The 20,700-nt window shown below is 59.0% G+C and carries 19 protein-coding genes; 5 read left to right on the top strand and 14 right to left on the bottom strand.

All coding sequences use genetic code 11. The features are described 5' to 3' along the window. Positions 1 to 5 precede the first annotated feature (5 nt). Positions 6 to 839, top strand: coding sequence for a DUF3800 domain-containing protein (locus ASE85_RS11990; RefSeq protein WP_200928341.1), 834 nt, complete (start codon positions 6 to 8; stop codon positions 837 to 839). Here the strand turns inward: ASE85_RS11990 and ASE85_RS24400 are convergent. The 11 genes from ASE85_RS24400 to ASE85_RS11940 form a co-directional block, all read right to left on the bottom strand. Further along, complete coding sequence (locus ASE85_RS24400; RefSeq protein WP_443018522.1) at positions 836 to 1,402, bottom strand: tyrosine-type recombinase/integrase; 567 nt, start codon at positions 1,400 to 1,402, stop codon at positions 836 to 838. The two genes, ASE85_RS11990 and ASE85_RS24400, sit on opposite strands and share 4 nt — an antisense overlap. Before the next feature lie 198 nt (positions 1,403 to 1,600). Further along, on the bottom strand, positions 1,601 to 1,930 hold the full coding sequence (locus ASE85_RS11980; protein WP_082462767.1) for a helix-turn-helix domain-containing protein: 330 nt from the start codon (positions 1,928 to 1,930) through the stop codon (positions 1,601 to 1,603). Then, positions 1,914 to 2,294 carry a type II toxin-antitoxin system RelE/ParE family toxin gene (locus ASE85_RS11975; RefSeq protein ID WP_056688222.1) on the bottom strand — a complete coding sequence of 127 codons (381 nt, stop codon included), beginning with the start codon at positions 2,292 to 2,294 and terminating at the stop codon, positions 1,914 to 1,916. Before ASE85_RS11975 ends, ASE85_RS11980 begins: the two co-directional genes overlap by 17 nt. 107 nt (positions 2,295 to 2,401) lie before the next feature. After that, positions 2,402 to 3,325, bottom strand: coding sequence for a HEPN domain-containing protein (locus ASE85_RS11970; protein WP_056688742.1), 924 nt, complete (start codon positions 3,323 to 3,325; stop codon positions 2,402 to 2,404). Between the two features lie 64 nt (positions 3,326 to 3,389). Continuing rightward, a complete protein-coding gene (locus ASE85_RS11965) occupies positions 3,390 to 3,641 on the bottom strand; it encodes a hypothetical protein (protein ID WP_156358289.1) in 252 nt (83 codons plus the stop codon). After that, positions 3,631 to 4,860: a tyrosine-type recombinase/integrase gene (locus ASE85_RS11960; protein ID WP_056688216.1), complete on the bottom strand. Its 1,230-nt coding sequence runs from the start codon at positions 4,858 to 4,860 to the stop codon at positions 3,631 to 3,633. The genes ASE85_RS11965 and ASE85_RS11960 overlap by 11 nt, the downstream gene beginning before the upstream one ends. Then, positions 4,857 to 6,044, bottom strand: coding sequence for a site-specific integrase (locus ASE85_RS11955; protein ID WP_235523502.1), 1,188 nt, complete (start codon positions 6,042 to 6,044; stop codon positions 4,857 to 4,859). The genes ASE85_RS11960 and ASE85_RS11955 overlap by 4 nt, the downstream gene beginning before the upstream one ends. Positions 6,045 to 6,469: 425 nt before the next feature. Then, the gene (locus ASE85_RS22985; RefSeq protein WP_156358288.1) at positions 6,470 to 6,763 is read right to left on the bottom strand and encodes a hypothetical protein; all 294 of its coding nucleotides are present in this window, start codon (positions 6,761 to 6,763) and stop codon (positions 6,470 to 6,472) included. Continuing rightward, positions 6,760 to 9,336: an RHS repeat-associated core domain-containing protein gene (locus ASE85_RS11950; RefSeq protein ID WP_162237444.1), complete on the bottom strand. Its 2,577-nt coding sequence runs from the start codon at positions 9,334 to 9,336 to the stop codon at positions 6,760 to 6,762. The genes ASE85_RS22985 and ASE85_RS11950 overlap by 4 nt, the downstream gene beginning before the upstream one ends. Positions 9,337 to 9,395: 59 nt before the next feature. Then, the gene (locus tag ASE85_RS11945; RefSeq protein WP_162237443.1) at positions 9,396 to 13,559 is read right to left on the bottom strand and encodes an RHS repeat domain-containing protein; all 4,164 of its coding nucleotides are present in this window, start codon (positions 13,557 to 13,559) and stop codon (positions 9,396 to 9,398) included. Positions 13,560 to 13,594: 35 nt separating this feature from the next. Then, complete coding sequence (locus ASE85_RS11940; RefSeq protein ID WP_056688207.1) at positions 13,595 to 13,849, bottom strand: hypothetical protein; 255 nt, start codon at positions 13,847 to 13,849, stop codon at positions 13,595 to 13,597. A 594-nt stretch (positions 13,850 to 14,443) separates the two neighbouring features. On the opposite strand from ASE85_RS11940, the gene ASE85_RS11935 reads away from it, so the two are divergent. After that, the gene (locus tag ASE85_RS11935) at positions 14,444 to 14,761 is read left to right on the top strand and encodes a hypothetical protein (protein WP_056688204.1); all 318 of its coding nucleotides are present in this window, start codon (positions 14,444 to 14,446) and stop codon (positions 14,759 to 14,761) included. Here the strand turns inward: ASE85_RS11935 and ASE85_RS23905 are convergent. Both ASE85_RS23905 and ASE85_RS23900 read right to left on the bottom strand, forming a co-directional pair. Next, a complete protein-coding gene (locus tag ASE85_RS23905; RefSeq protein ID WP_443018519.1) occupies positions 14,742 to 15,509 on the bottom strand; it encodes a tyrosine-type recombinase/integrase in 768 nt (255 codons plus the stop codon). The two genes, ASE85_RS11935 and ASE85_RS23905, sit on opposite strands and share 20 nt — an antisense overlap. Further along, positions 15,421 to 15,903 (bottom strand): Arm DNA-binding domain-containing protein, encoded by a 483-nt coding sequence (locus ASE85_RS23900; protein ID WP_235523500.1) that lies wholly within the window; start codon positions 15,901 to 15,903, stop codon positions 15,421 to 15,423. Before ASE85_RS23900 ends, ASE85_RS23905 begins: the two co-directional genes overlap by 89 nt. Before the next feature lie 430 nt (positions 15,904 to 16,333). Here ASE85_RS23900 and ASE85_RS11925 point away from each other — a divergent pair, with 430 nt between their 5' ends. After that, a complete protein-coding gene (locus ASE85_RS11925) occupies positions 16,334 to 16,687 on the top strand; it encodes a YbaN family protein (protein WP_056688201.1) in 354 nt (117 codons plus the stop codon). A 303-nt stretch (positions 16,688 to 16,990) separates the two neighbouring features. On the opposite strand, the gene ASE85_RS11920 is transcribed toward ASE85_RS11925, so the two are convergent. Further along, a complete protein-coding gene (locus ASE85_RS11920) occupies positions 16,991 to 18,214 on the bottom strand; it encodes a polyhydroxyalkanoate depolymerase (protein WP_056688196.1) in 1,224 nt (407 codons plus the stop codon). Positions 18,215 to 18,342: 128 nt separating this feature from the next. On the opposite strand from ASE85_RS11920, the gene ASE85_RS11915 reads away from it, so the two are divergent. Further along, on the top strand, positions 18,343 to 18,999 hold the full coding sequence (locus ASE85_RS11915) for a glutathione S-transferase (RefSeq protein WP_056688192.1): 657 nt from the start codon (positions 18,343 to 18,345) through the stop codon (positions 18,997 to 18,999). A 37-nt stretch (positions 19,000 to 19,036) separates the two neighbouring features. Continuing rightward, entirely contained in the window at positions 19,037 to 20,695 is a 1,659-nt protein-coding gene (locus tag ASE85_RS11910) for a M28 family metallopeptidase (RefSeq protein WP_056688189.1), read from the top strand. Positions 20,696 to 20,700: the final 5 nt, after the last annotated feature.

Here is a 20,700-nt window from a genome sequence, read left to right as displayed (position 1 = left end):
CCTTTGTGACCACGCTACAACTTTACCTCGACGACAGCGGATCGCGTTTCCCTGATCACAAGCCCGACGCCGCTCGCGCGGACGGCATGGATTCGTTTGCGCTGGGGGGTATGTTGATCGACAAGGCTGATCGCAAACTGGCGCTCGAACATTTCGACGCGTTCGTCAGTCGTTGGGGCATAGACTATCCGCTCCACTCAACTAAAATTCGGGGACGGCGTGACAAGTTCCGGTGGCTCGGGCAGGACGCAGTCCAGGCCGAGCGCTTCTATCGAGAACTGGGTGAGCTGCTTGTTAGCCTGCCCGTCACGGGAATCGCCTGCGTCATTGATCGACCGGGTTACAATGGGCGCTATGCGGAGAAATACGGCGAGCAGCGCTGGCTGATGTGCAAAACCGCCTATGCAATCTTGATCGAACGATCGCTAAAATTCGCGATAACGGCCGGTGCCGATCTGGAGGTATTCTTCGAAGAGGCGGGTAAGCAAGAAGATCGTGCAGTTCACGCATACCATAAGAGCCTGAAAGTAGACGGCATGCCGTTCGATCAGGGCAACTCATCGGAATACTCCGGGCTTAAACCCGAAGTGTTTGAGAATGGCGTTCTGGGTGATCCGCAGCGTGTAACGAAGAAGGGCTCACCGCTGATCCAAATTGCCGATCTCTACCTGTACCCTATGGTCAAGGCGGGCTATCAGGACGGCTATCCGCCTTATGATCAGCTTTTTGCCGCCAATCGTGTCATCGATGCGCTACTGCCAGAAGATTGCCGAGCGTCGCTTGGCATCAAGTACAGCTGCTTTGACCTGATCCAGAAAGGCGAAAGGCCCGGCGATTAAGCCGAGCCCCTCATTTCGGCTCGCAAAGGCGAACCCCGGGGCCGAGCCCACGACGCGTATATGCGATGCGACCCCTTACATTGCAAGCGTTGATAACCTGTCCCGGTGCATCGGGCGCATTTTATCGCCGACCCATGATGAGCGAGCGCGCTTCTCAGCGACACTCCGCAGGGCAACAAGTGGGAACAGTTTCGAGTCCGAGAACGAAGACGGTAGAGCTTGATCGGGTACGCCATCAGACGTTCGATCGCGGCTCCGATCTGATCGGCGGCATCAAGCAAATGCTCATCGTCGAGATGAGGGTAGCGCGCTGTGGATTGCAGGTTGGCGTGGCCCAACAGCCGTCCGATGATGGACAATGTTTCCTTGTTCAAGGCGGCATGGCTGGCAAATGTGTGGTGCAGGTTATGGATGCGCCGACTTTCAAAATCGGCCTCGTCCCGGAATTCATGCCAGCAACGGATTATGCCCTTATCGGTCGCACGTAGGTAACGTTCCTGAATAGCCACGACGAGGCAGAGCGCCGATGAGCGCCCGCGCTTCTTTGCCCAGCCGACTGTCATCGGAGTCATTTTACCGTGATGTAGTTTAAGTTTGTTGCCGCGCACATCCTGCCATTGACGGTCTGATATCTCTGCCTTGCGACATCAGGTCAGCAGAAGCTGGCGGCCGTTGCCGACAAACGGCAGACGTCCATATGCTTCTGCCTTTATACAGGTTGAGCTCCTTTCCCAAAAACGGATATATCCTACGGAACGAGATCACGCGACCGCCTGAAGCCCTTTCCGGTTTATGATCGAAAGCAACCTGAGCGCCGGACCACCCGGCCGCTTGACGCCCCGCTCCCAATCCGAAACCAGATTGCGCGATACATTAAGATAGGCCGCGAAGACCGGCTGCGATACATGCTCCCGCTCGCGGATAGCCCGTATCTCGTCCCCGCCAAGCATCTGTACCGGCGACAGGCAGGTGTCATCGAAGCTTTTCAGCGTGGCGATCGGCACCACGCCTGCATCATGGGCATCGCTCATCATCTCATGGATCGCGCCAGCGATCTCGCTGCGGTAGCTCTTATCAATCTTCGCCGTCATCTTCGATCTCCACCAACGCGCCTGATGTCACCAGCCGATTGAGTTCCGTATCAGTCCATCGCAAAGCCTCAGCCGAAGCACTACGCAATATTGCGAGATCCGCCTTCGATATGTTCACCTGGGCACTCTTGGCGAAGCCAAAAACGAATATCGCCCGATCCCCTTGTCGGTACAGGATCAACGTCCGGTAGCCGCCGGATTTGCCGCCACCAGTGCGCGCGACGCGTTGCTTTACCACCCCGCCGCCCAGATCCGCGTCGGCCAGCCCCCTCTCCGCGCGCTCCACGGCCTCCCTCAACGCAGAATCAGCAATCCGTTCTTTTCGCGCGAACCGCTCAAACCAACCATTTTTGAAGACGCGCATAACCGCTGCACTCCTAACGACATGTATAACACATAGTGTTATATTTCAAGTGTCGTCCTCGAACAGCTTTGGCCCAAATTCTCGACACCACGTGCGAACCGCCGAATCTAAGTCCGCGTGGCGGCCTCTAAAGCCGAAATCCTCTCGCGGCAGATCACCGCAACGATATTTGCTAGTTCCTCGACCCGGTCACCAAGCCACGCGAGATCGTCAGCGCCAATCTCATAATGCTTGGAGTACCGCGCCTTGATGTAAGCGTCTTTCAGCTTTTCAAACCGGCTGCGATCAGAGCGCGTTTCCCGCGGCCAGACAGCGACCAGCCGCCTGTCCGCTTGCTCTGCCATGGAGCGGAGTGCGGAAAGCCGATGGGTATGAGGCGTGTAGAAAGTCAGCGTGAGCAAGAGCCCATGGTACATTCTCTCAGCGGCCTGATGGAGCTGAAAAGCCGCATTGTTTGTCCGCCCCTGCGCGAGATTGAATCTATAATTGTCGAGAAACTCCTCGGCACTCCCGAGCCAGTCTCGCGCATATTCTTGGGCAAATGACAGAGCTTCCAAGGCGGACTTGGATTGAGGTTGCGCAAGTTCCTCATCACCAGCCTGGTAGATGGCGATCCCTTCACGGACGATGTCCGTGAAGAAATAGCGCCCCTGTGACAGAGCGTCATTCACCTCGCCAAGCGTGTGGACAATGAAATTGACAGGGGTCCGCAACGCGCCCGTCACATCCACTTCCCGGATCAGCCTTTCGTCGACCTTGCTCCAGTAGGCACCCCGGTCGAGCAGCTTCTCATGATTAACGATGATCAGCAGGTCAAAATCCGAACGATAGCCCTTGGCAGTGTGCGGCTCCTCGACCCAACCGCCGCGCGCATAACTGCCGAACAGGATGATCTTGAGGATACGGGCCTGCTTCTTCCAAGGCTGTTGGGCGAGCGCGACGGCATCGCCAAACTCTTCAAATATGAGCTTAACGACAAGCTCCAGTTCACGGCGCTTTGCCGGCGGCAGATGGTCCAGATCGGTTCTCACGTGCTTCCCATAGCAAGCCATACGGGGCGATGCACTCTTCGAGGCGCGCATCGCCCCGTATGGCTTACCCTTTCTTCTTTTCGAGTTCCGCAATAGCGAGGGCAATCTGTCGAACTGCGATGCCCATGTGGCGGCGGAAAGCACGCCGGGAGATATGAAGCCTCCTGCATGTCCGCTCCGTGCTCCACTCGCGCCCTACCCGCAGCCTCAAAAGAATGACGGCAAGACGGGTCATTCGCGGTCCGGCAATCATCCAGATTTGCCGACGTCTATCCTGGCCGCGATCCATGTCAGGCGGGATATGCTCATAGGTCATGGTTCGCCTCCATCGTCGCGAGGGGCTTGGAGACAACAGGGCGAGGTGAACATAAGGCCTCGATCAGGTCGCCCACGCTGGCGGCGGCCTGCCGAAGATCGCGATCATCCAGATGCGTATAACGAGCGGTGGACTGGATATTGGTATGGCCAAGCAGCTTTCCGATCATCGGCAGCGTCTCCGACATCGCCGCCCCATGGCTGGCAAAGCTGTGCCGCAGATCATGGATCCGCAGACCTTCAAAGCCATGGCGCCGCCGAAAATCTCGCCAGAAACTGGCCAGATTGATCGGCTTTCCCGTCCGCGCATTCCAGAAGATAGCGTTATTGCCAGAGGCAGGAATGGCCTGAAGCAATCTGACCGCCTCGTTCCCAAGCCATACGGTCCGTGGCCCAGTCTTGCTGTCCGTCAGTTTCAATCGGCGACCGGCCACCTCCGACCAGAGGAGGCCGGTGATTTCCGATGATCGGCATCCTGTGAGAAGCAGAAGTGCGATAGCTGCGACATGTAATGGCCGGTCGGCCTCCTCACTTTGCAGCGCCGCTCCCAGACGCCCCAGCTCCTCCTCCCGCAGGAAGCGCGCAAACCGCATTTGGGGGTATAACTTGATGCCGGCACACGGGTTGCTGTTGGGTGGACGCAGCCCCCATTGCTCAGCCTTGTTGAATGCGGCCTTCATGATGGCCATGGCGCGGTTAGCGCCCCCCTGCCCTCCTCGCTTCGCCGTTTGGGCAAACCATCGCGCGATGTCGGCCTGGGTAATTTTATCCACCCCTGTCCTTCCAAAGGCGCCATCGAGATAAAGAACCCGGTATTTGTCATGCGTGACGATCGTCGACGCTTTCCATTTCGGCGACATGCGCTGCCAGAAGAGGCTGAGAAAGCGATCGAACGGAGGTGTCTTGCGAGTGCGTTTACGCGCATCAGCAGTATCCTCGCCGACTTGGGCGCGCAGCAAGATCCGCCTTGCCACGTCGAGCGCCGCAGCTTTCGAAATAAGCGCGGCGTTGCACAAGGTGACGGTCCGCGTTCTGCCGCCCATGCGCGCCTGGACGACATAGATTTGGCGACCCGAGGCATATCTGCGAATGCCGAACCCTGGAAGGTCCCTCGACCATATGGTCTCGCGTTCGTTGCCAAAGCCTGCCCGAGCCAGCCGCGCGACTGCAATGTCGGCGAGAGCCCGTTCGGCGATCTGCCGCAACGACAGGCCCGTCATGACACCAACCCCAACACGCGCGCCATGGAACCCGATATACGAGACGCTGCCTCCCCTATCGTGTCATCGGCAAGATGCGCATAACGGACAGTAGTTTCCGGCAACGCATGTCCAAGCAGTCCGCCCAGCTTGCTTAAGGAAATACCATGCCCAATGGCGACAGAGGCAAAGCTGTGCCGCAGGTCATGCAGGCGGACATCCGGGATACCGGCTACCGACCGTATCTCAACCCAGGCATTGTCGAGTCGCCGAGGCCGGAACGCGTCGCCCAGGACGCGCCCGCTCGATTGCCGCGTAAGGCCGGACAGAATGATTGCAGCCTGTCTGTTGAGATATAGGCGCTTGGGGCCGGTCTTGCTGTCTGGCAGATCGATATATGCCTCACCGATCCACTCCCAGCGCAGGCCGAGGATCTCGCCCTTGCGTGCGCCAAGATAAACGAGGAGCCAGATTGCAGCAGTCTCGATCGGCATCGTCGCTGACTGCGCGTGCAGGACAGTAGCGAGCCTTTGATATTCACGGGCTGACAGGAAGCGCTCCTTAACTCGACGCTTGTAGCGCGAGATACCTTTGCACGGGTTAGAGCCTCGCGGTCGATAGCCCAAAGTCTCGGCATATCCCAACATCACGGACAAGATGGGTATCGCGCGGTTGAACGCCCCCTCCTTCCGCGTCATTGCATCGCGCCAGGCGACGATGTCTGGTCGGATCAATGAGCCGATGATGCGTTCGCCAAAGGCCGGGATGAAGTGGTTTCGAATGTATGCGCGATTGGTTCGCTGGGTGCTGGGCTTCCAATGAGCGGCATAGTGCGTCCAAAAGATGGGTACATATTCAGCGAAGCTCATCCCGGCATCAGGCGATCTTTTACGAGGTGGCGTCGGCAGCCCGTCTAGTGAGGCGTCCGCAAGGATACGCCGCGCCTCTCGACGCGCCTCTGCCGCCTTCATCGCCGGAAAGGACCCGACCGTGACGCGGCGAGTATCGCGCCGATGGCGATATTGGACGACCCAGGTCTTTCCGCCGGACGCCGTGTGGCGTAACGCAAAACCTTTGAGTTCGTCGTCCCAGATATAACCGCTCGTAGAGAATTTTCGGCGAGCAAGATTCCCTGTCAGCCGCTCGCGCCGAACGTCCGGAAGCTGAGATGATTCGCAGGCCGGATCAGCCCGAAGCCGGATCACATGGCCATTTCGAGGCTTCGAACCGGCTCCCAAATCTGGGACAAGACTTAGGCCAAAATCGTCGGATTTCTGCCGTTCTTCTAATTGGTCAGTGCACCTTGGTGCGTAGGGTGTGCTTTCCTACACTGCCATTTCCGGCCCGATCGCGCAGGATCAGTTCCGTCGCCGGATCGAGCCGGGAACCAGCCTTCGCCGGGCAACCAGGCCGCGAGACTCGCGGCACCGCCATTCCGCCCGCAACATCAATGGCTTGGCACAAAAAACGGCACTGGTGTCTCGCTACCAGTGCCGCCTATCTCGCTAAATTTCGATGTGCAGACAATGGCTTAACCCACAGGGGGAGCCAATGCTTTTATCTTGCCCTGCCTTCCTCCGTAGCATGGACAGCAAAACGGCAGCCAAATTTCAGAAAGGATCAGCGTAATTCAATGCTTTTTAATGCCGAAAATAAATCTCATTACACCACCCAATGAGTCGAAAGCATTGAACGTCACCTCTTCGCCGCTGTGTATTATATCAATATCAATTTTTTCGTGCCTTAAGGTCACATCGAATTGTCGTGCCGATGACCCACTCCAAGACAGTACCTCTGCAAGGCGCAACACTCCATTTTTCTTATCTCTATCGTAAGATAGATGCCCAAATATTTTTGGCCAGCCTAAGGCTTCTCCAGCGTCCCACGGCTCATCTATTGAAACCACCACATCGAGATTTATCATTTTTTCATCTCATCAATCCGTTTGATTTGAACTGGAACGGGGCCTGTAGCTGTTCGCTCCATACCGCCCCCTTTCATGCCGTTCGCAGGTTCAACGCGTGACGGCTTTGAGAATGCCCCCTTGTTCACTTCCATTGAAACCCGCACTTCTGGACGTTGAGGCAATGCAAGCCGCTGTTGTGCCCGTCCGGCGGAACTATTCACTGCGTCAGAAGCAAAGTGTGTGCCGGGCCGCCCACCTCTTAACAGTCCGGTATCCTGCGTTGCTCTTAGTTCAGCACGAGACATTGCACGCTGAACCGTTTCAGTAGCGCGCCCTCCAGCGCCAATTGCGCTGGCACCCGTTGGGCCCGGTTCACCTAAACTACTTAGCCCCACCATTGGTAGCGCTGCTGGAACGTAGATTGAAGCAACAAGGGCGACAGTTGCAGTCAATGCACCAAGTGCCCGCTCCGCGGAGGGCGCCTGAAGCTCCGGGCCTCGGCCTGTTAGGGAATAGGTCGGAGACTCCATCCCTGTGGGGTCCGTCTTATTGACCGGATCGTTTGCGACGTAGGCATAGAGATTGAACTGATCATCATATCCGACCGGATCGGTTTGCAAGAACCTCCCTAGCCGTGGAGCATAGACCCGCGCCTTATAGTGATAAAGCTTCAATTCCGGGATGATGATCTGCCCGGTATAGGCGAACCGTCCGAGATTGTCCGGCCCCGGATTGCCCCATTCATCATAGCTGTTGATGCCAAGGCTGTTGCCAGAGGCATCGGCGACGGCAACGACGCTACCTTGATGATCTGCCCGTATGACGCGGCGATTGCCGCTCCCAAACGCGCTTCCCTCATACCAGAGGATCGGCTCATCGGTATTGGTGCCGTGAACGTAGCGGCGCAATAGCGTGCCCGCGCCATCATATTCGCCGACCAGTTCATCTCCGTCATAGAGGAACCGCGTCGTCCCGCCGCCGCTGACCGTCGTGTTCAGCCGCCCCATGGGATCATAGCCCAGCGCGGCGTTGGTGATCCCGGTGGCGCTCGTCAGGCGGTTCTCGACATCATAGGCATAGGTCGTGCCTTCGGTGCTGGTGAGATTGCCGTTCGGATCATAGGTCGGACGGGCACTGCCAGCGGCCGTATATTGGTTGAGGCCGTTGGCGGCATAGCTGCGATTGGCATTATATTGCCCGCGCACGGCGTACAGGTCATTGCTGATCGTGCGTTTGAGCGCCTGGCTGGCGGGGCTGTAGGATGGCGTGCAACTGCCGCTGATCGTTCCCATGCAATAGGTGACGTCATTGGTCGTACCGGCAAGATCATGCGTGATCGAAGCCAGCCGCGACAATGGATCATAGCTATAGCTGGTCGCCGCTCCGCCCGTCAGGCCGGTACGCTCGCCCTCATTATTGTAGGTGATTGTCGCGACCGTCGTGGATGCACCTTCCTTGACCAGATCCAGCCGGTCGATCCCGTCATATTCGTAGGTCACATAATTGCTGTCGGGATAGGTCAGCCGCGTTCGGTTGCCATTGGCATCATATTGGTAGGACAGGGTCCGGTTCGTGCCGCCGACGTTATTGGCGCTGCTGGTTTGCCGACCCGCCTTGTCATAGACGCTGGTGATGCCTTGTCCGCTGAGCGACACGAACTTGGCGTTGAGTTGCAGGCCACGCGGATCATAGCTGTAATAGACGTCCGAAGCCGTCCCGCCGGGAATGTCCTTCACCGACATGCGGTTGACCGCGTCGTAGCTGTAGGCGATGACCTGTGCATCGCGCTTCCTCAGCGAGATGCGGTTGCCATTGCCGTCATAGCCATAATGCTCATAATCTAGCGTGCAGCCGAGGTCGCCGATGACGCAGACATTGCCAGCCGTCTCCAACGCGGTGGCGGGTGTAGCCGAATTGAATGTGCCGGGCCGGGTCTTCGACGGGAAATACCACTGCGACTGGCGATCGAACCCATCATAGGCAAGCTTTGCGCGATTGCCATTGGCGTCGATGACAAAGGATTTTTTCCCATTGTCGGTATAGCTATAGGTGACATTGCCCTGGTCCAGCGACGTCCCTACGCCACGACGAAGTTGGAGAACTTGGTTGGCCGTATCGTAGATGGTTTTCGCGATGCGATCCGGTCCATTGCTGCCAACCGTGCCAAGAGCGCAGGCATTCGAGCCAGTCGCTGGGATTGCCGTAAGATTCATACGCACGGCAGAGCAAAGCAACCGGTCGTCGGCGTCGCTCGTCATCTGCGTGACGCTTTGCACAGCGCCGGCAGTGCTGACCCGTTCCTCGACCTGATTGCCCGCAGCATCATAGCTGTACACAACTGTCTTGCGGATGGTGAACCCGGTCCAGGCGGACGGCAGCACGGTCTGGCTTTGCCATGCTGAGAGGATGCCCGTCTCAACGCTGACCAACTGGCCATCCGCATTATAGCTGTACCGCTCGGCCGGATAGTAGGTCGTGTTGCCATCGTTGGGATAAGGCGAAATCTTGCCCACCAGCCGTCGCTCGGCGTCCCAGCGATAGCCGGTTTGGAAAGGCGCCGCGCTTGCCTGGGCATCTGCAGTTGTGGACACATATGCGCATGGCAGGACGCACAGTGCCAATGCGGCGATCCAGGGTAAAGTGACGCGGCTCATGGGCAAGTCGCTCCCCCACGCGGCGATCTGTCGGATATGACGTTGCCCGCATCATCATAGTCGAAGCAAGTGACGAGGTTGAGGCCGCCATTGTCGACCGTGATCTGCGTAGGCACCAGCTTGCGGACATTCTGAAGGCTCAGAGGCGCATAGGTCGAACTGAATGCCTTGAGCGTGTAGCCATAAGCCGTGGTCGTCGTGCCGCTCTGCACCGCTTCAACCTGCGTGAGCGGCAGATAGATCGGCCCTGACGTATCACCGGTGTAAGGGTCAAAGCCAGTCAAGCCCGATCCATAGCCGAACGTCACTGAAGGACAGCCACCACCCGTGCTGATCTGGCAAGCTGTACCCACGCTGTTCCAGCCTTGCCGCACCGACAGAGGCATACCTGTAATGGGGTCCCATTCATAATCCGAACGATAGGCTCGTGGATCGATCGTATAGACCGGCTTGTTGCAGGTCACGATGTTCGCGCATGTGGTGACGCTCACGCCCTCCCCATAGGCCGTGCTGGTCACAAGATCGGTCAGGCCCGATCCCGGCTTCGCCTTTTGCGTTTGGGTGATGACATTACCGCGCGCGTCATAAGCGCTCTGCGTGGCATTGCCTTCCGGCTGGGTCACCAGTTGCGGGCGGCCCCAATCATCATAGGCTGTGGTCGTCGTGCGCAGCAGGGGATCGACCGAGCGGATCGCTTGACCATATTGGTCATAATAGGTGACGTTGCCACTGCCCGGCGCCGCAGCCTGAAGGGGTGAGACGCTTTCCGAGCGGAACGGTGTAGAATAGTAGTTCCAGCTATTCCCGCGTAGGTTTGTGAAGCTCCACACGTTGCCGTCGCCGCCATAGGCAATCGCGATGTCAGGGGATGTGTTGCTTGGCTTGAATATCTGACCCAAGCCGGTTGTGTTGCCAAACATGCCGCCAACGCTTGCATATCCTACCGGCCATGAATTGCTGGCAGGATCAACCACATTGCGCAGATAGGAGACATATTGGAGCTGCCGCATGGGAACGGTCTTGGTCCCCGGCGCACAACGCGCACCATCCGGATCGACGGTAAGCTCCCAGCCCACCTGCGCATCCATATTAAAGCTCACCTGCCGGCTCGGCGTGATATAGCTTATCTTTGCCGGGTAAGGGGGATCGTAGTAAACTAATCCCCCGTTGACCTGGCAGTACGGAAAATTGGTCGCTGATCCGACAACATAATCCAGGCTTTTGATCGCGGCCCCCAGATTGTTAGATGCCCGGAAAAGATAATAGATATCCGCCTGCAGGGTCGAGGTGTATGCGGTGTCTATCTTGATCCCGTTCGGGAAGGCCCAATTGCTCATATAGACGAATTTACGCGTGTAAGCGCTAGCGATTGCAGGCTCGGAAATGTCCGGCGGTGAAACCGCGGAATTTGGATAGGTACGTACCGAGCCATCCCTATCGACGAAAGAAAAATCGGTGTCGAGGTACAATCGCCGGTTAATGATTCCGACAGATGGCGCTCCGGTCATAGTCAGGGTCGCGCCATCGGCTTTTGCGCTCACAAAATTACCTGATGCCTGCTTGTAAAAGGCGTGGTCGGAATCAAGGCCGCGACTGATAACGATGCTGTTGTTTATGGTCTGATCGGCCAACCATGATGCTGTTTGCAATGCTGCATAGAGATGCTGAGCATCCTGCGTGGTCGTGAGATCACCTATCGTCTGAATTGCCACGAGCGCGCTTGCAACCGCTTGGGCGCCGCCATTTCCAAGTGCGAGTTGACCGTCGTTGGACATGGTCGCTAGCTGGTACCAGTTGCTTTTCCAGCCCATGCCAAAGCCGTAGTTAGTCTGATCACGCTGAGAATAGACGCGCTGAAGACTAAGCGACCGAGGGAAATCGCCTGCGCCGTCTGTGAGGTCAGCCGCCGGTGCGTAGGACAGCGCCCCGCTTTTCCCATCGACGTTCAGCGCCGCACGGATGAAATCCTTGCTTTCCACCTTGGGCGCATCAGGCTTGCGCACCGGGGCGGCGTTTGTACCGGTCTGGATAGGCACACCGACCCCGGCCTTGAGGATACTGCCCCGCCGCTGGTCATAAAGGACGAGTGCAATGCGATCAGGCGCCGAGCCTGCCCCGGCGGATGGGCGCCAGGCAAGGAAAGCAGAACGCGTCAGTTCACTTGCGGTGCTGCCCGGCCCGGCCCCTTCCCATAGCCTGCCGGTTCGATAGGAGCTTGTGTTAGCTATCTGCACGGCGATAGGTGGCTGGCGAAGGGCGCCTCGTTGCGGAATCAAGAGGGAATAGCCCTCAGACACATAAGCGTCTGCCGCAAGAATTTTTCCTGCTGGGTCCTTTGGATAGTCTGATAAAGCTCCCTGAACCGAAGACCAATTTGGAACCGCTGAAGGATTTGCCAGATAGGTAGTGTAAGTGCCGGCCGATGTCGCGCGTGCATCCTGCTGGGTAACAAGGCTGAGCGCTGCCATGTCATAGACAGAATCAGTTTCCTGACGGGGCACCGCGCCCTCGGCATAAGATAGCCCAAGACCCGCCGTGTAAGCCGCCGTGATATCAGACGCCGTCGTTCCCGTCTGGCCGTAGGCGCTCACGGCTGCCTCAAAGCTGAGCGACGGGTTGGTGGACAGACTCATGGAATAAGGGAGATCGACGTTGAAGTTCACATTGTCGAGCACGTGGATGCCGATCAGGTCATGCACCTGAAATACGGACGATTGCGCCTTGCCTGCGAGATCGAGAAAGCTGGAATATTGGCTGGCGATATTCGCGACGGTCGGACCGAAGGTGAATTCCGTCGATCTGTTCGGATCTGATCGGATTGCTGCTGCCACAGGGGCCATGCGCTGGGACACACCGTTTCCGGTGAAGCCCCAGTCATTGGACACGAAGAAGCGACCGCTGGCGCAAACCTGCGACACAATCTGACGGCTGATCGTCCTGTCGGCATAACCGCCTGAGTTGGCAGCATAGGGATGATTGATGTCGATCGATGCCGTCGCGGGCGTGGCGGCTGTGGCTTTGTTGCTCAGATATTGATCGCAGGCATCGAGGAAACTCGACGCAATGACTGGCGAAGGAAGTTGGTTGCCCTTGATGAACTGAGCGCCGGAATAGGAGTAGGAGAAACCAAGTATTTCCCCGCCATCTACATCGGCATAATAGGTGTTGTATGCTGAACCGTTCAGCTTGACCGTGAAGGATGTGCGGAAGGCGTCCGGTATCTGCCCACTCCAGCTTCTGCTGGTCGCAGTGACATAAGGCAGGCTTGTGCGCCGGTCCTCCGCCGTGGTGTGTGGAGTGATGATGTCGTCGCCCACGACCGCCTGTGCGCGTTTGCCAGCGGCATTGGTAGCAATGTAGCTCTCAAGGCTTGCCCGATAGTCTGCGAGCTTCGCGCGAAAATTGGTGATGTTGAAGCCATTGACGGTTGTGGCTGTGGCCCCGCCGCCAGCACTCAGCAGGGTCGCTTGATTATAGCCCGTTTGCGCTTGCCAGTTCAGTCCCGCTACGGAGCTACTGGGCTTGTGACCGGGATCGAACAGATAATTGGTGCCGCCGATCGTCACCTGCACCCAGATATGCAACATCGACACCGTGAACGATGAACCACTTCCCGTCACGCTGGCAGGTATGCCGCCATTGGCGAGATATTTGTTGGCGATGGCAGCATCGGCTATGCCGGTCCAAGCGGAGAACTGGGCAGCGGTCAAGGATATGGTGCCCAGCTTGTAGACCGGGTTATAACCCTTGCTTGCTACAGCGTCAGCCTCGCGCAACGTATCGACCATGAACTGCGCTTGATCAAATGCCGAGCCATAGCCGTCGAGCACCACGCCCCTCGCCCCCTTCTGAAGACCGAATACCGGGGTCAGGCGCACATTGTCCCGCACGAAGGCATAGATCGTATCGACATCATAGCGCAGCGACCGCGCCGCTTCCGCCACGAGAGGATCGCGCGTGGACGGCGGCGTCGGGCTGGTCGGGCTACCATAGTAGGTGAGCGCATTGGCCGGTGTGATAAGCGGCGCTGTCGGTATCATCACCGCCGGATTGGCGGCCATCGCGTTCGCGCCGCCGGATGCGATCACTAGGCATTGACCGGCGGTACCAAGCAACAGGCCAAGAACAGCCTGGCGAGCGATGGAGTACTTCTGCCCCATGCACATTCCCCCAATAATGTCGTAAAAACCTGTGGTCAGTCTGAAATGGGAATGACCGTAAACCCATTCAGCGGCACGACCACGACCTTGTTCTTCGAACCGGTAACCTTGTAGGTTTCACGATTATCAGCAGCGTCGTAGCTCGTCGTCACCTGTACGCCATTGTTGACCGTGCCGGTGGTGTCGGATTGAACCAACCGCCCCAGCGCATCGTAGCTGTAGGTAGTAGTGCTGGAGGCGTGCGCCGGGAGCGACATGCCTAATGCAAAGAGAATGAAGGTAGCTTTCATCGCGTTAATCCTGCCAAACATAGGCGACGGTGCACCCGCCACTGCCCTCTACTATTCTGATGCGAGTGAGGATGCGGTTCATGGCCTGACTCGTAAGCAACATGGAGTAAATCGCATCGGAGTTAGGCTCCGACCGCCGCAGCGTCAGATATTCATCTTGCAAGGGCACGCAGTTTAACGGCGTTATATTGTCCGAAATCTTGACGTAAATATTGTTGTCAGTGCTGACGTACAGCCGAACAATATTAACATTGTTACATGCGTTAGTCCCGCATGTTGCCCATGCGGGACTAGAGAGCGCAGCCAGACATGCACAGGATATTTTTAAAAATCTCATCCGCCCCTCCATATACCGAAGACGTGGGCCATCACCCTCAAAATCATGAAGGCACACCAGCCCGACCTCCCCTGAAACCCCGTTGTTAATATGATGATGAAAAGCAAAATCCTACATTGCAACTGAAAAATAACGTCCGTTCAGGATGAACAGGATTTGTGTGGTTTGTCCATCCCGTTTTCATCTTTCCTACAGCCACGAAATTTGACATCCACCATCATAGCTGCGGACTGCCGTATCTTGGTAAATGGAGAATTATGATGAAAAAGCTGCTATGCTTCACCGCCTTTGCATCGCTGCTTGCGTCAGCAACTCCGGCTTTTGCTATCATCGACAACAACCGAACGATTTCGCGGGTCGGCGTGCAAAACTCCAACAGCAGTGCCTACGTGCAATTCACCGTCGCCCCCAGCGCGACGTGCTCCTTCAACACCCTATACATTGCGGTAAACACCGATGCAGGCCGGGCAAACTATGCTCTGCTACTGACGGCGCAGGCTACCGGCCAGCCCATCGTAAGGGTGGATTACACCGTGACCGGCACCACCTGTACGATCAACCTGATCGAGATTTGACCGAAAATTGAGCGCGATCAGCAAGTGCGGGGGAGATGCAAAACATGCGGTTCATCACAGGAAGCCTATGTTTCGCTGCCTTGGCGATCGGCGGGCAAGCCCATAGTCCCATTTCGTTGAGCAGGGTCGCCGCCATCGCGCGGAAGCCGTGGCCGGTCATTTCATCCTGCGCGAAGCCCATGCGCCGCAAGGCAGCGTTAATGGTGTTCTCCGACATGGGCCGGTCCACCGAGCGGAGCGACGGGAACAGGTAGCGGCTATAGTCGGCATCATGTTGGATGGCACCAAGGATCGCCAATGCCTGCCGGGAGAGGGGGATAGTATGGGCGCGGCGCATTTTGGTCTTGTGCGCCGGGATGGTCCACAGCGCCTTGTCGAAATCGAAGTCGGCCCATTCGGCATGGCGTAGCTCGCCTGGGCGCACGAACACGTGCGGGAGCAGTTGCAGCGCTGCTTTGGTTTTTGCAAAGCCCTCGAACGCCTCAAGGGCGCGCAACAGTCCGCCCGCATTGTCCGCGCTGGTGATGGCGGCCCTGTGGACGGTCTTGGGCGCGATGAGAGCGCCGCGCAGGTCGGCGGCCACGTCGCGCTCCGCGCGCGCCGTGGCGATGGCATAGCGGAATATCTGGCTGCATGTGCTGCGCAGGCGCTTGGCAGTCTCATAGCGGCCTTTGCCCTCCATTTTGCGCAGCATGGTCAAGACCTCCTGCGCGGTGATGGCGGTGACAGGCCGCTTGCCAAGCGACACATTGATAAAGGCCAGCAGCCAGCGGCTTCTTCATCGTGACGGAGGAGCGGCCTTCACGCTCGACTCTCACCAGCCATTCGTCGGCAACCGCCTTGAAGCTGTTGGATGCGGCCACGGTCGCGGCAATCCGATCCAGCCTGATCTTCTCGGCGGGATCATTCCCCTTTGCCAGCACCTTGCGGGCGACGTCGCGCTGCTCGCGGGCGTCAGCAAGGCCGATGTCGGGATAGATCTCGAACGCCAACGTCTTCTGTTTGCCAAGGTGGCGATAGTTCATCCGCCAGTAGCGCCCACCATTAAGTGCTACATAAAGGAAAAGGCCATCGCTATCGGTGAGTTTATAGGGCTTCGCTTTGCCCTTGGCGTTTTTGATCGCAGCGGCGGTGAGCGCCATGATGGTATCTCCTTTTCGAGGAGAGCCGCGCTACCATCAGACATACCATCAAGTTGCTGGTATCCGGTGGTCCGAGACCGCTCCGTATGGGAAACCTGTACCATGAAAAACCTCAGAAATCCGCCGTTCCTGGCACCTGATACTCTCTGGGAGAGTATTTTGGTGATCCTACGGTCACCAGCCAAGTTACATCGGATCAGATCGCAATTTCCAGCGAGTTACAACATTGGTGGTCCCGTGAAGGCGGGAACCCATCTCCCGACCGTGCGTCAAGTGTAACGCCAAGGAGAAATGTCCCTGCCTCCGCGAGTATGACTGTATAGAATTGAGGCGTCCGCCTCCCACTCCCCCCGTTGCCCACAACCACCTTGCCATCCACCCCCGCCCCTGCGAAGCAATAGCAGCGCCATCCCCACCCACAGGACACCCCATGCGGCGGCATCTCTATCTCATAGCAGGGTTCCTTTCGATCGGCCTCGGCACGATCGGCGCCTTTCTGCCGCTGCTGCCGACCGTCCCCTTCATGATCCTCGCCGCCTTCTGCTTCGCCCGCTCCAGCCCGCGCCTCGAAGCCAGGCTACTGGATCATAAGCATTTCGGCCCGCATATCCGCCGCTGGCGCGAACATGGCGCGATCAGCCGCCGGGGCAAGAAGGCCGCCCTCGCCGCCTTCGCCTTCAGCGTCATACTCGCGTTGATCTTCTCCCCCTGGCCCTGGTTTCTGGTCCCCGTCGCCGCCGCGCTGATCGGCGGCAGTTGGATATGGACCCGCCCGGAACGCTGACCGCCCCGCCATCACCATTCGCCCGACCGCCGGCCAGACTATGCCCGCACCACCGGGAATCACGATATGGCAGACGCTGCGCCGCCATGCCCGCTCAACATTGAGCAAGCGCCGCCCGCCCCACCAAAATCTGTCCTACATCACGCCGCGCTGATACAAGCCGGTCGGCTCTTTCCCATCGTCAACGCCCGTCGCCCCCGAAGACGACACGTAACTTCCTGTCTCCAGCACGCATGAAAATGTCGAAATCAACGGGAAATATGCGAAGTTAAGCCGCGCTTTTCCTATCGCGCGCCCTCACCCTCAGTTCATCGCCAGGATCATGTTCCGCACCTGCGGATAGACCTGCTTTTCCCATTTGCTGCCCGAAAACACGCCATAATGGCCGACGCCCGGTTGCAGATGGTGGCGCTTCATATGCGGCCGCAGCCCGGTGCACAGCCCATGCGCCGCCGACGTCTGGCCCACCGCGCACACATCGTCCCGCTCGCCCTCGACCGTCAGCAGCGCCGTATTGCGGATCGCGCCCGGATCGACCTTGCGCCCACGCACCGTCATCTCGCCCTTGGCCAGCAAGGTCCGCTGGAACACCATGTCCACGGTTTCGAGGTAGAATTCCTTGGTCATGTCCAGAACCGCGAAATATTCCTCATAGAAACTCTTGATCTTGTCGGCTTCTTGCCCCTTGCCGTCGGCCAGCAACTGATAGAGTTCGCGATGCTGCGACGAATGCCGCTCCATGTTCATCGACACGAACGCCGACAGTTGCAGGAAGCCCGGATAGACCTCGCGCCCGCGCCCGGCATAGCGAAACGGCACGACGGAGATCAGATTCTCCTCGAACCATTCGATCGGCTTCTCATTGGCCAGATCGTTCACAGCCGTCGGCGCGGCGTTGGGGTCGATCGGGCCGCCCATCAGCGTCATCGACCGTGGCGTCGCCTTGTCCTTGTCCTCCGACATCAGCGCCACCGCCGCCATCGCCGGCACGCAGGGCTGGCACACCGACACGACATGCGCGCCTTCGCCCAGTTCCTGCAAAAACCGGATGATATAATCGACATAATCGTCGAAGCCGAAGCGCCCGGCCTCCAACGGCACGTCCCGCGCGTTCTTCCAGTCGGTGAGATAGACGTCATGGTCGCGCAGCAGCGTATGCACCGTGCTGCGCAAAAGGGTGGAGAAGTGCCCCGACATCGGCGCCACCACCAATACGCGCGGCTGCTCCGCCTCGACCTCGTCCTTCACGAAATGCAGCAGGTCGCCGAACGGCAGCTCCAGCGCAACCTCCTCGCGCACTGGCACGTCAGCATTGCCGCTGGTCACGCTATGAATCTCATAGGCCGGCCGCTTATGGGTCAGCTTTGCGCCCTGGAACACATCCATCAGCGCGAACATGCGGCGCGGCATCGCCCAATCGGCCATCGGCCCCATCTTGTCGCGCATACCCAGCGCGATTTGCGCTCCGAACCGTGCCGGGGCCAGCATGTCATTCAAAGCCTGATAACCGCTGTAAAGCATGCGCATGATGATGGCTGAGCCTTATCCTGTGAACCCGAAATCGAATCAGTATTTTGGTGCAACGCTATACATGCTTTTTATGTTGCGCTGCATCATCATAAATGTGACCTTGTGCCTATCGTAGGAGAGTCACCATGGCGGTCGCGACACTCACTTTATCCAGTAAGAATTACTCGTCCTGGTCGCTGCGCGGCTGGCTTTTGTGCCGGCTCGCGGGCCTCAGTGTCATCGAACAGACGATCGCGCTGGACGACCCGGACAATCGCGCCGAACTGTTGCTGCTCTCGCCCTCCGTGCTGGTCCCCCGCCTGACCCATGAGGGCGCGAGCGTGTGGGACACGCTGGCGATCGCGGAATATCTGCACGAACTCTATCCCAATGTCGGCATGTACCCCACCGATCGGAAGGCGCGCGCCCATTGCCGGTCCGTATCCGGCGAAATCCATTCCGGCTTTGCCAACCTGCGCTCCGCCCTGCCGATGAACCTCAAGGTCCGCCACAGCAAATTCCCCGTCTTCCCCGGCGTCCGCCCGGATATCGAGCGGGTGGAGACGATCTGGGCCGAATGTCTGGACAGCTATGGCGGTCCCTGGCTGTTCGGCGCGGAGCCGACCGTGGCCGACGCCATGTTCGCTCCCGTGGCGCAACGCTTCCTGACCTACACCGTGGCGGTATCGCCCAGGTCCGCCGCCTATTGCCAGACGATCAATATCTGGCCCCTGATGCGCGAATGGATCGAGGATGCCCGCGCCGAACCGGACGAGATGATCGAACTCGAAACCGAGTTCTGACCTTTCCCCGGTCGGACGCCGGGGCTAAGGCATCGCCATGACGATACGCACTCTTGTCACGGCCCTTGGCCTGACCGCCGCCCTTCCGCTCCATGCTCACGCCCAGACCGTCGAGCCGGCCCGCCTCGAACAGTCGGTCCGCACCCTCGCCTCGGACCTGTTTCAGGGTCGCGCGCCCGGCACCATCGACGAAGAGCGCACGATCGGCTATCTCGTCGCCCGCTTCGAGCAATTGGGGCTGGAACCGGGCGGCCCGGACGGCCAGTGGGTGCAGACCGTGCCTCTGCTCCACACCCGCCTTGGCCAGTCGGAAACCCTGTCAGTCGCCCAGGACGGCGCCGCCACCCCCTGGACCTTCGGCAAACAGGTCTATCTTTCCACCCTCCAGCCCAAGGACAAGGTTGCCGTCGCCAACACGCCGATGGTCTTCGTCGGCTACGGCGTGTCCGCCCCCGAACGCGGCTGGGACGATTTCAAGGGCGTGGATTTGAAGGGCAAGATCGCCGTCTTCCTCATCAACGACCCGGATTTCGAAGCCGCCAAGGGCGAAGACCCGTTCGGCAAGTTCGGCGGCAAGACCATGACCTATTATGGCCGCTGGACCTACAAGTTCGAGGAAGCGGCCCGACGCGGCGCGATCGGCGCGCTGATCGTCCATGACACGCCCGGTGCAGGCTATGGCTGGAACGTCGTCGTCAGCCCCGGCGGCGAAAATTACGACCTCGTCCGCCCCGCCGACAAGCTGACCAGCCTGCAAGTGCAGGGCTGGGTCGAAGGCGACGCCGCCAAGGCGCTGTTCGCCGGCGCAGGCCAGGATCTTGCCGCCCTGCGCAAACAGGCCCGCTCGGCCAAGTTCAAGCCGGTGGACCTGAAGGGCGCGACCTTCTCCGCGGCCTTCCCGGTCAAGCAGGAAGTGGTGCAGAGCGCCAACGTCCTCGCCCGCATCCCCGGCGCCAGGCGCTCGGACGAAACGGTCATGTACGGCGCCCATTGGGACGCCTATGGCGAAGGCAAGCCCGACGCGCAGGGTCGCATCTATCGCGCCGGCGCCAATGACGATGCGCTGGGTATCGCTGGCCTGTTCGAAATCGCCCGCGCCTTCAAGGCTGCCCCCGCGCCCGACCGCTCCATCGTCTTCGCGGCCTGGACGGCAGAGGAACGCGGCCTGCTCGGCTCCGAACATTATGCCCAGAACCCGGTCTATCCGCTCGACAAGACGGTCGCGAACCTCACCATCGACGTCCTACAGACCGCCGGCAAGGCGAAGGACGTGATCCTGATCGGCAAGGGCCAGAACAGCCTGGAGGACGACCTCGCCAGCTTCGCGTCCAAACAGGGCCGCGTTATCACGCAGGAAAGCCTGCCCGAACGCGGCCTCTTCTACCGCGCCGACCATTTCTCCATGGCCAAGCGCGGCGTGCCCGTGCTGCTGATGATGGGCCTCGCGGGCGCATCCGACATGGTCGAAGGCGGTCGCCCTGCCGGTCAGGCGTGGATCGACGCCTATACCGGCAAATGCTATCATCAGGCCTGCGACGCCGTGGACGACACATGGAAGCTGGACGGCGCGGCGCAGGACATCGACCTGATGCTCGACATCGGCCGCGACCTCGCCACCTCCACCCGCTGGCCGCAATGGAAAGCCGGGTCCGAGTTCAAGACCATCCGCGACAAAAGCGCGGCCGTGAGGAAGTAGGACGC

It is taken from the genome of Sphingobium sp. Leaf26, from assembly GCF_001421665.1.
GTDB lineage: Bacteria > Pseudomonadota > Alphaproteobacteria > Sphingomonadales > Sphingomonadaceae > Sphingobium.
Note: the sequence above shows the minus strand (reverse complement) of the source record. Positions and strands in the feature narration are given on the sequence as shown.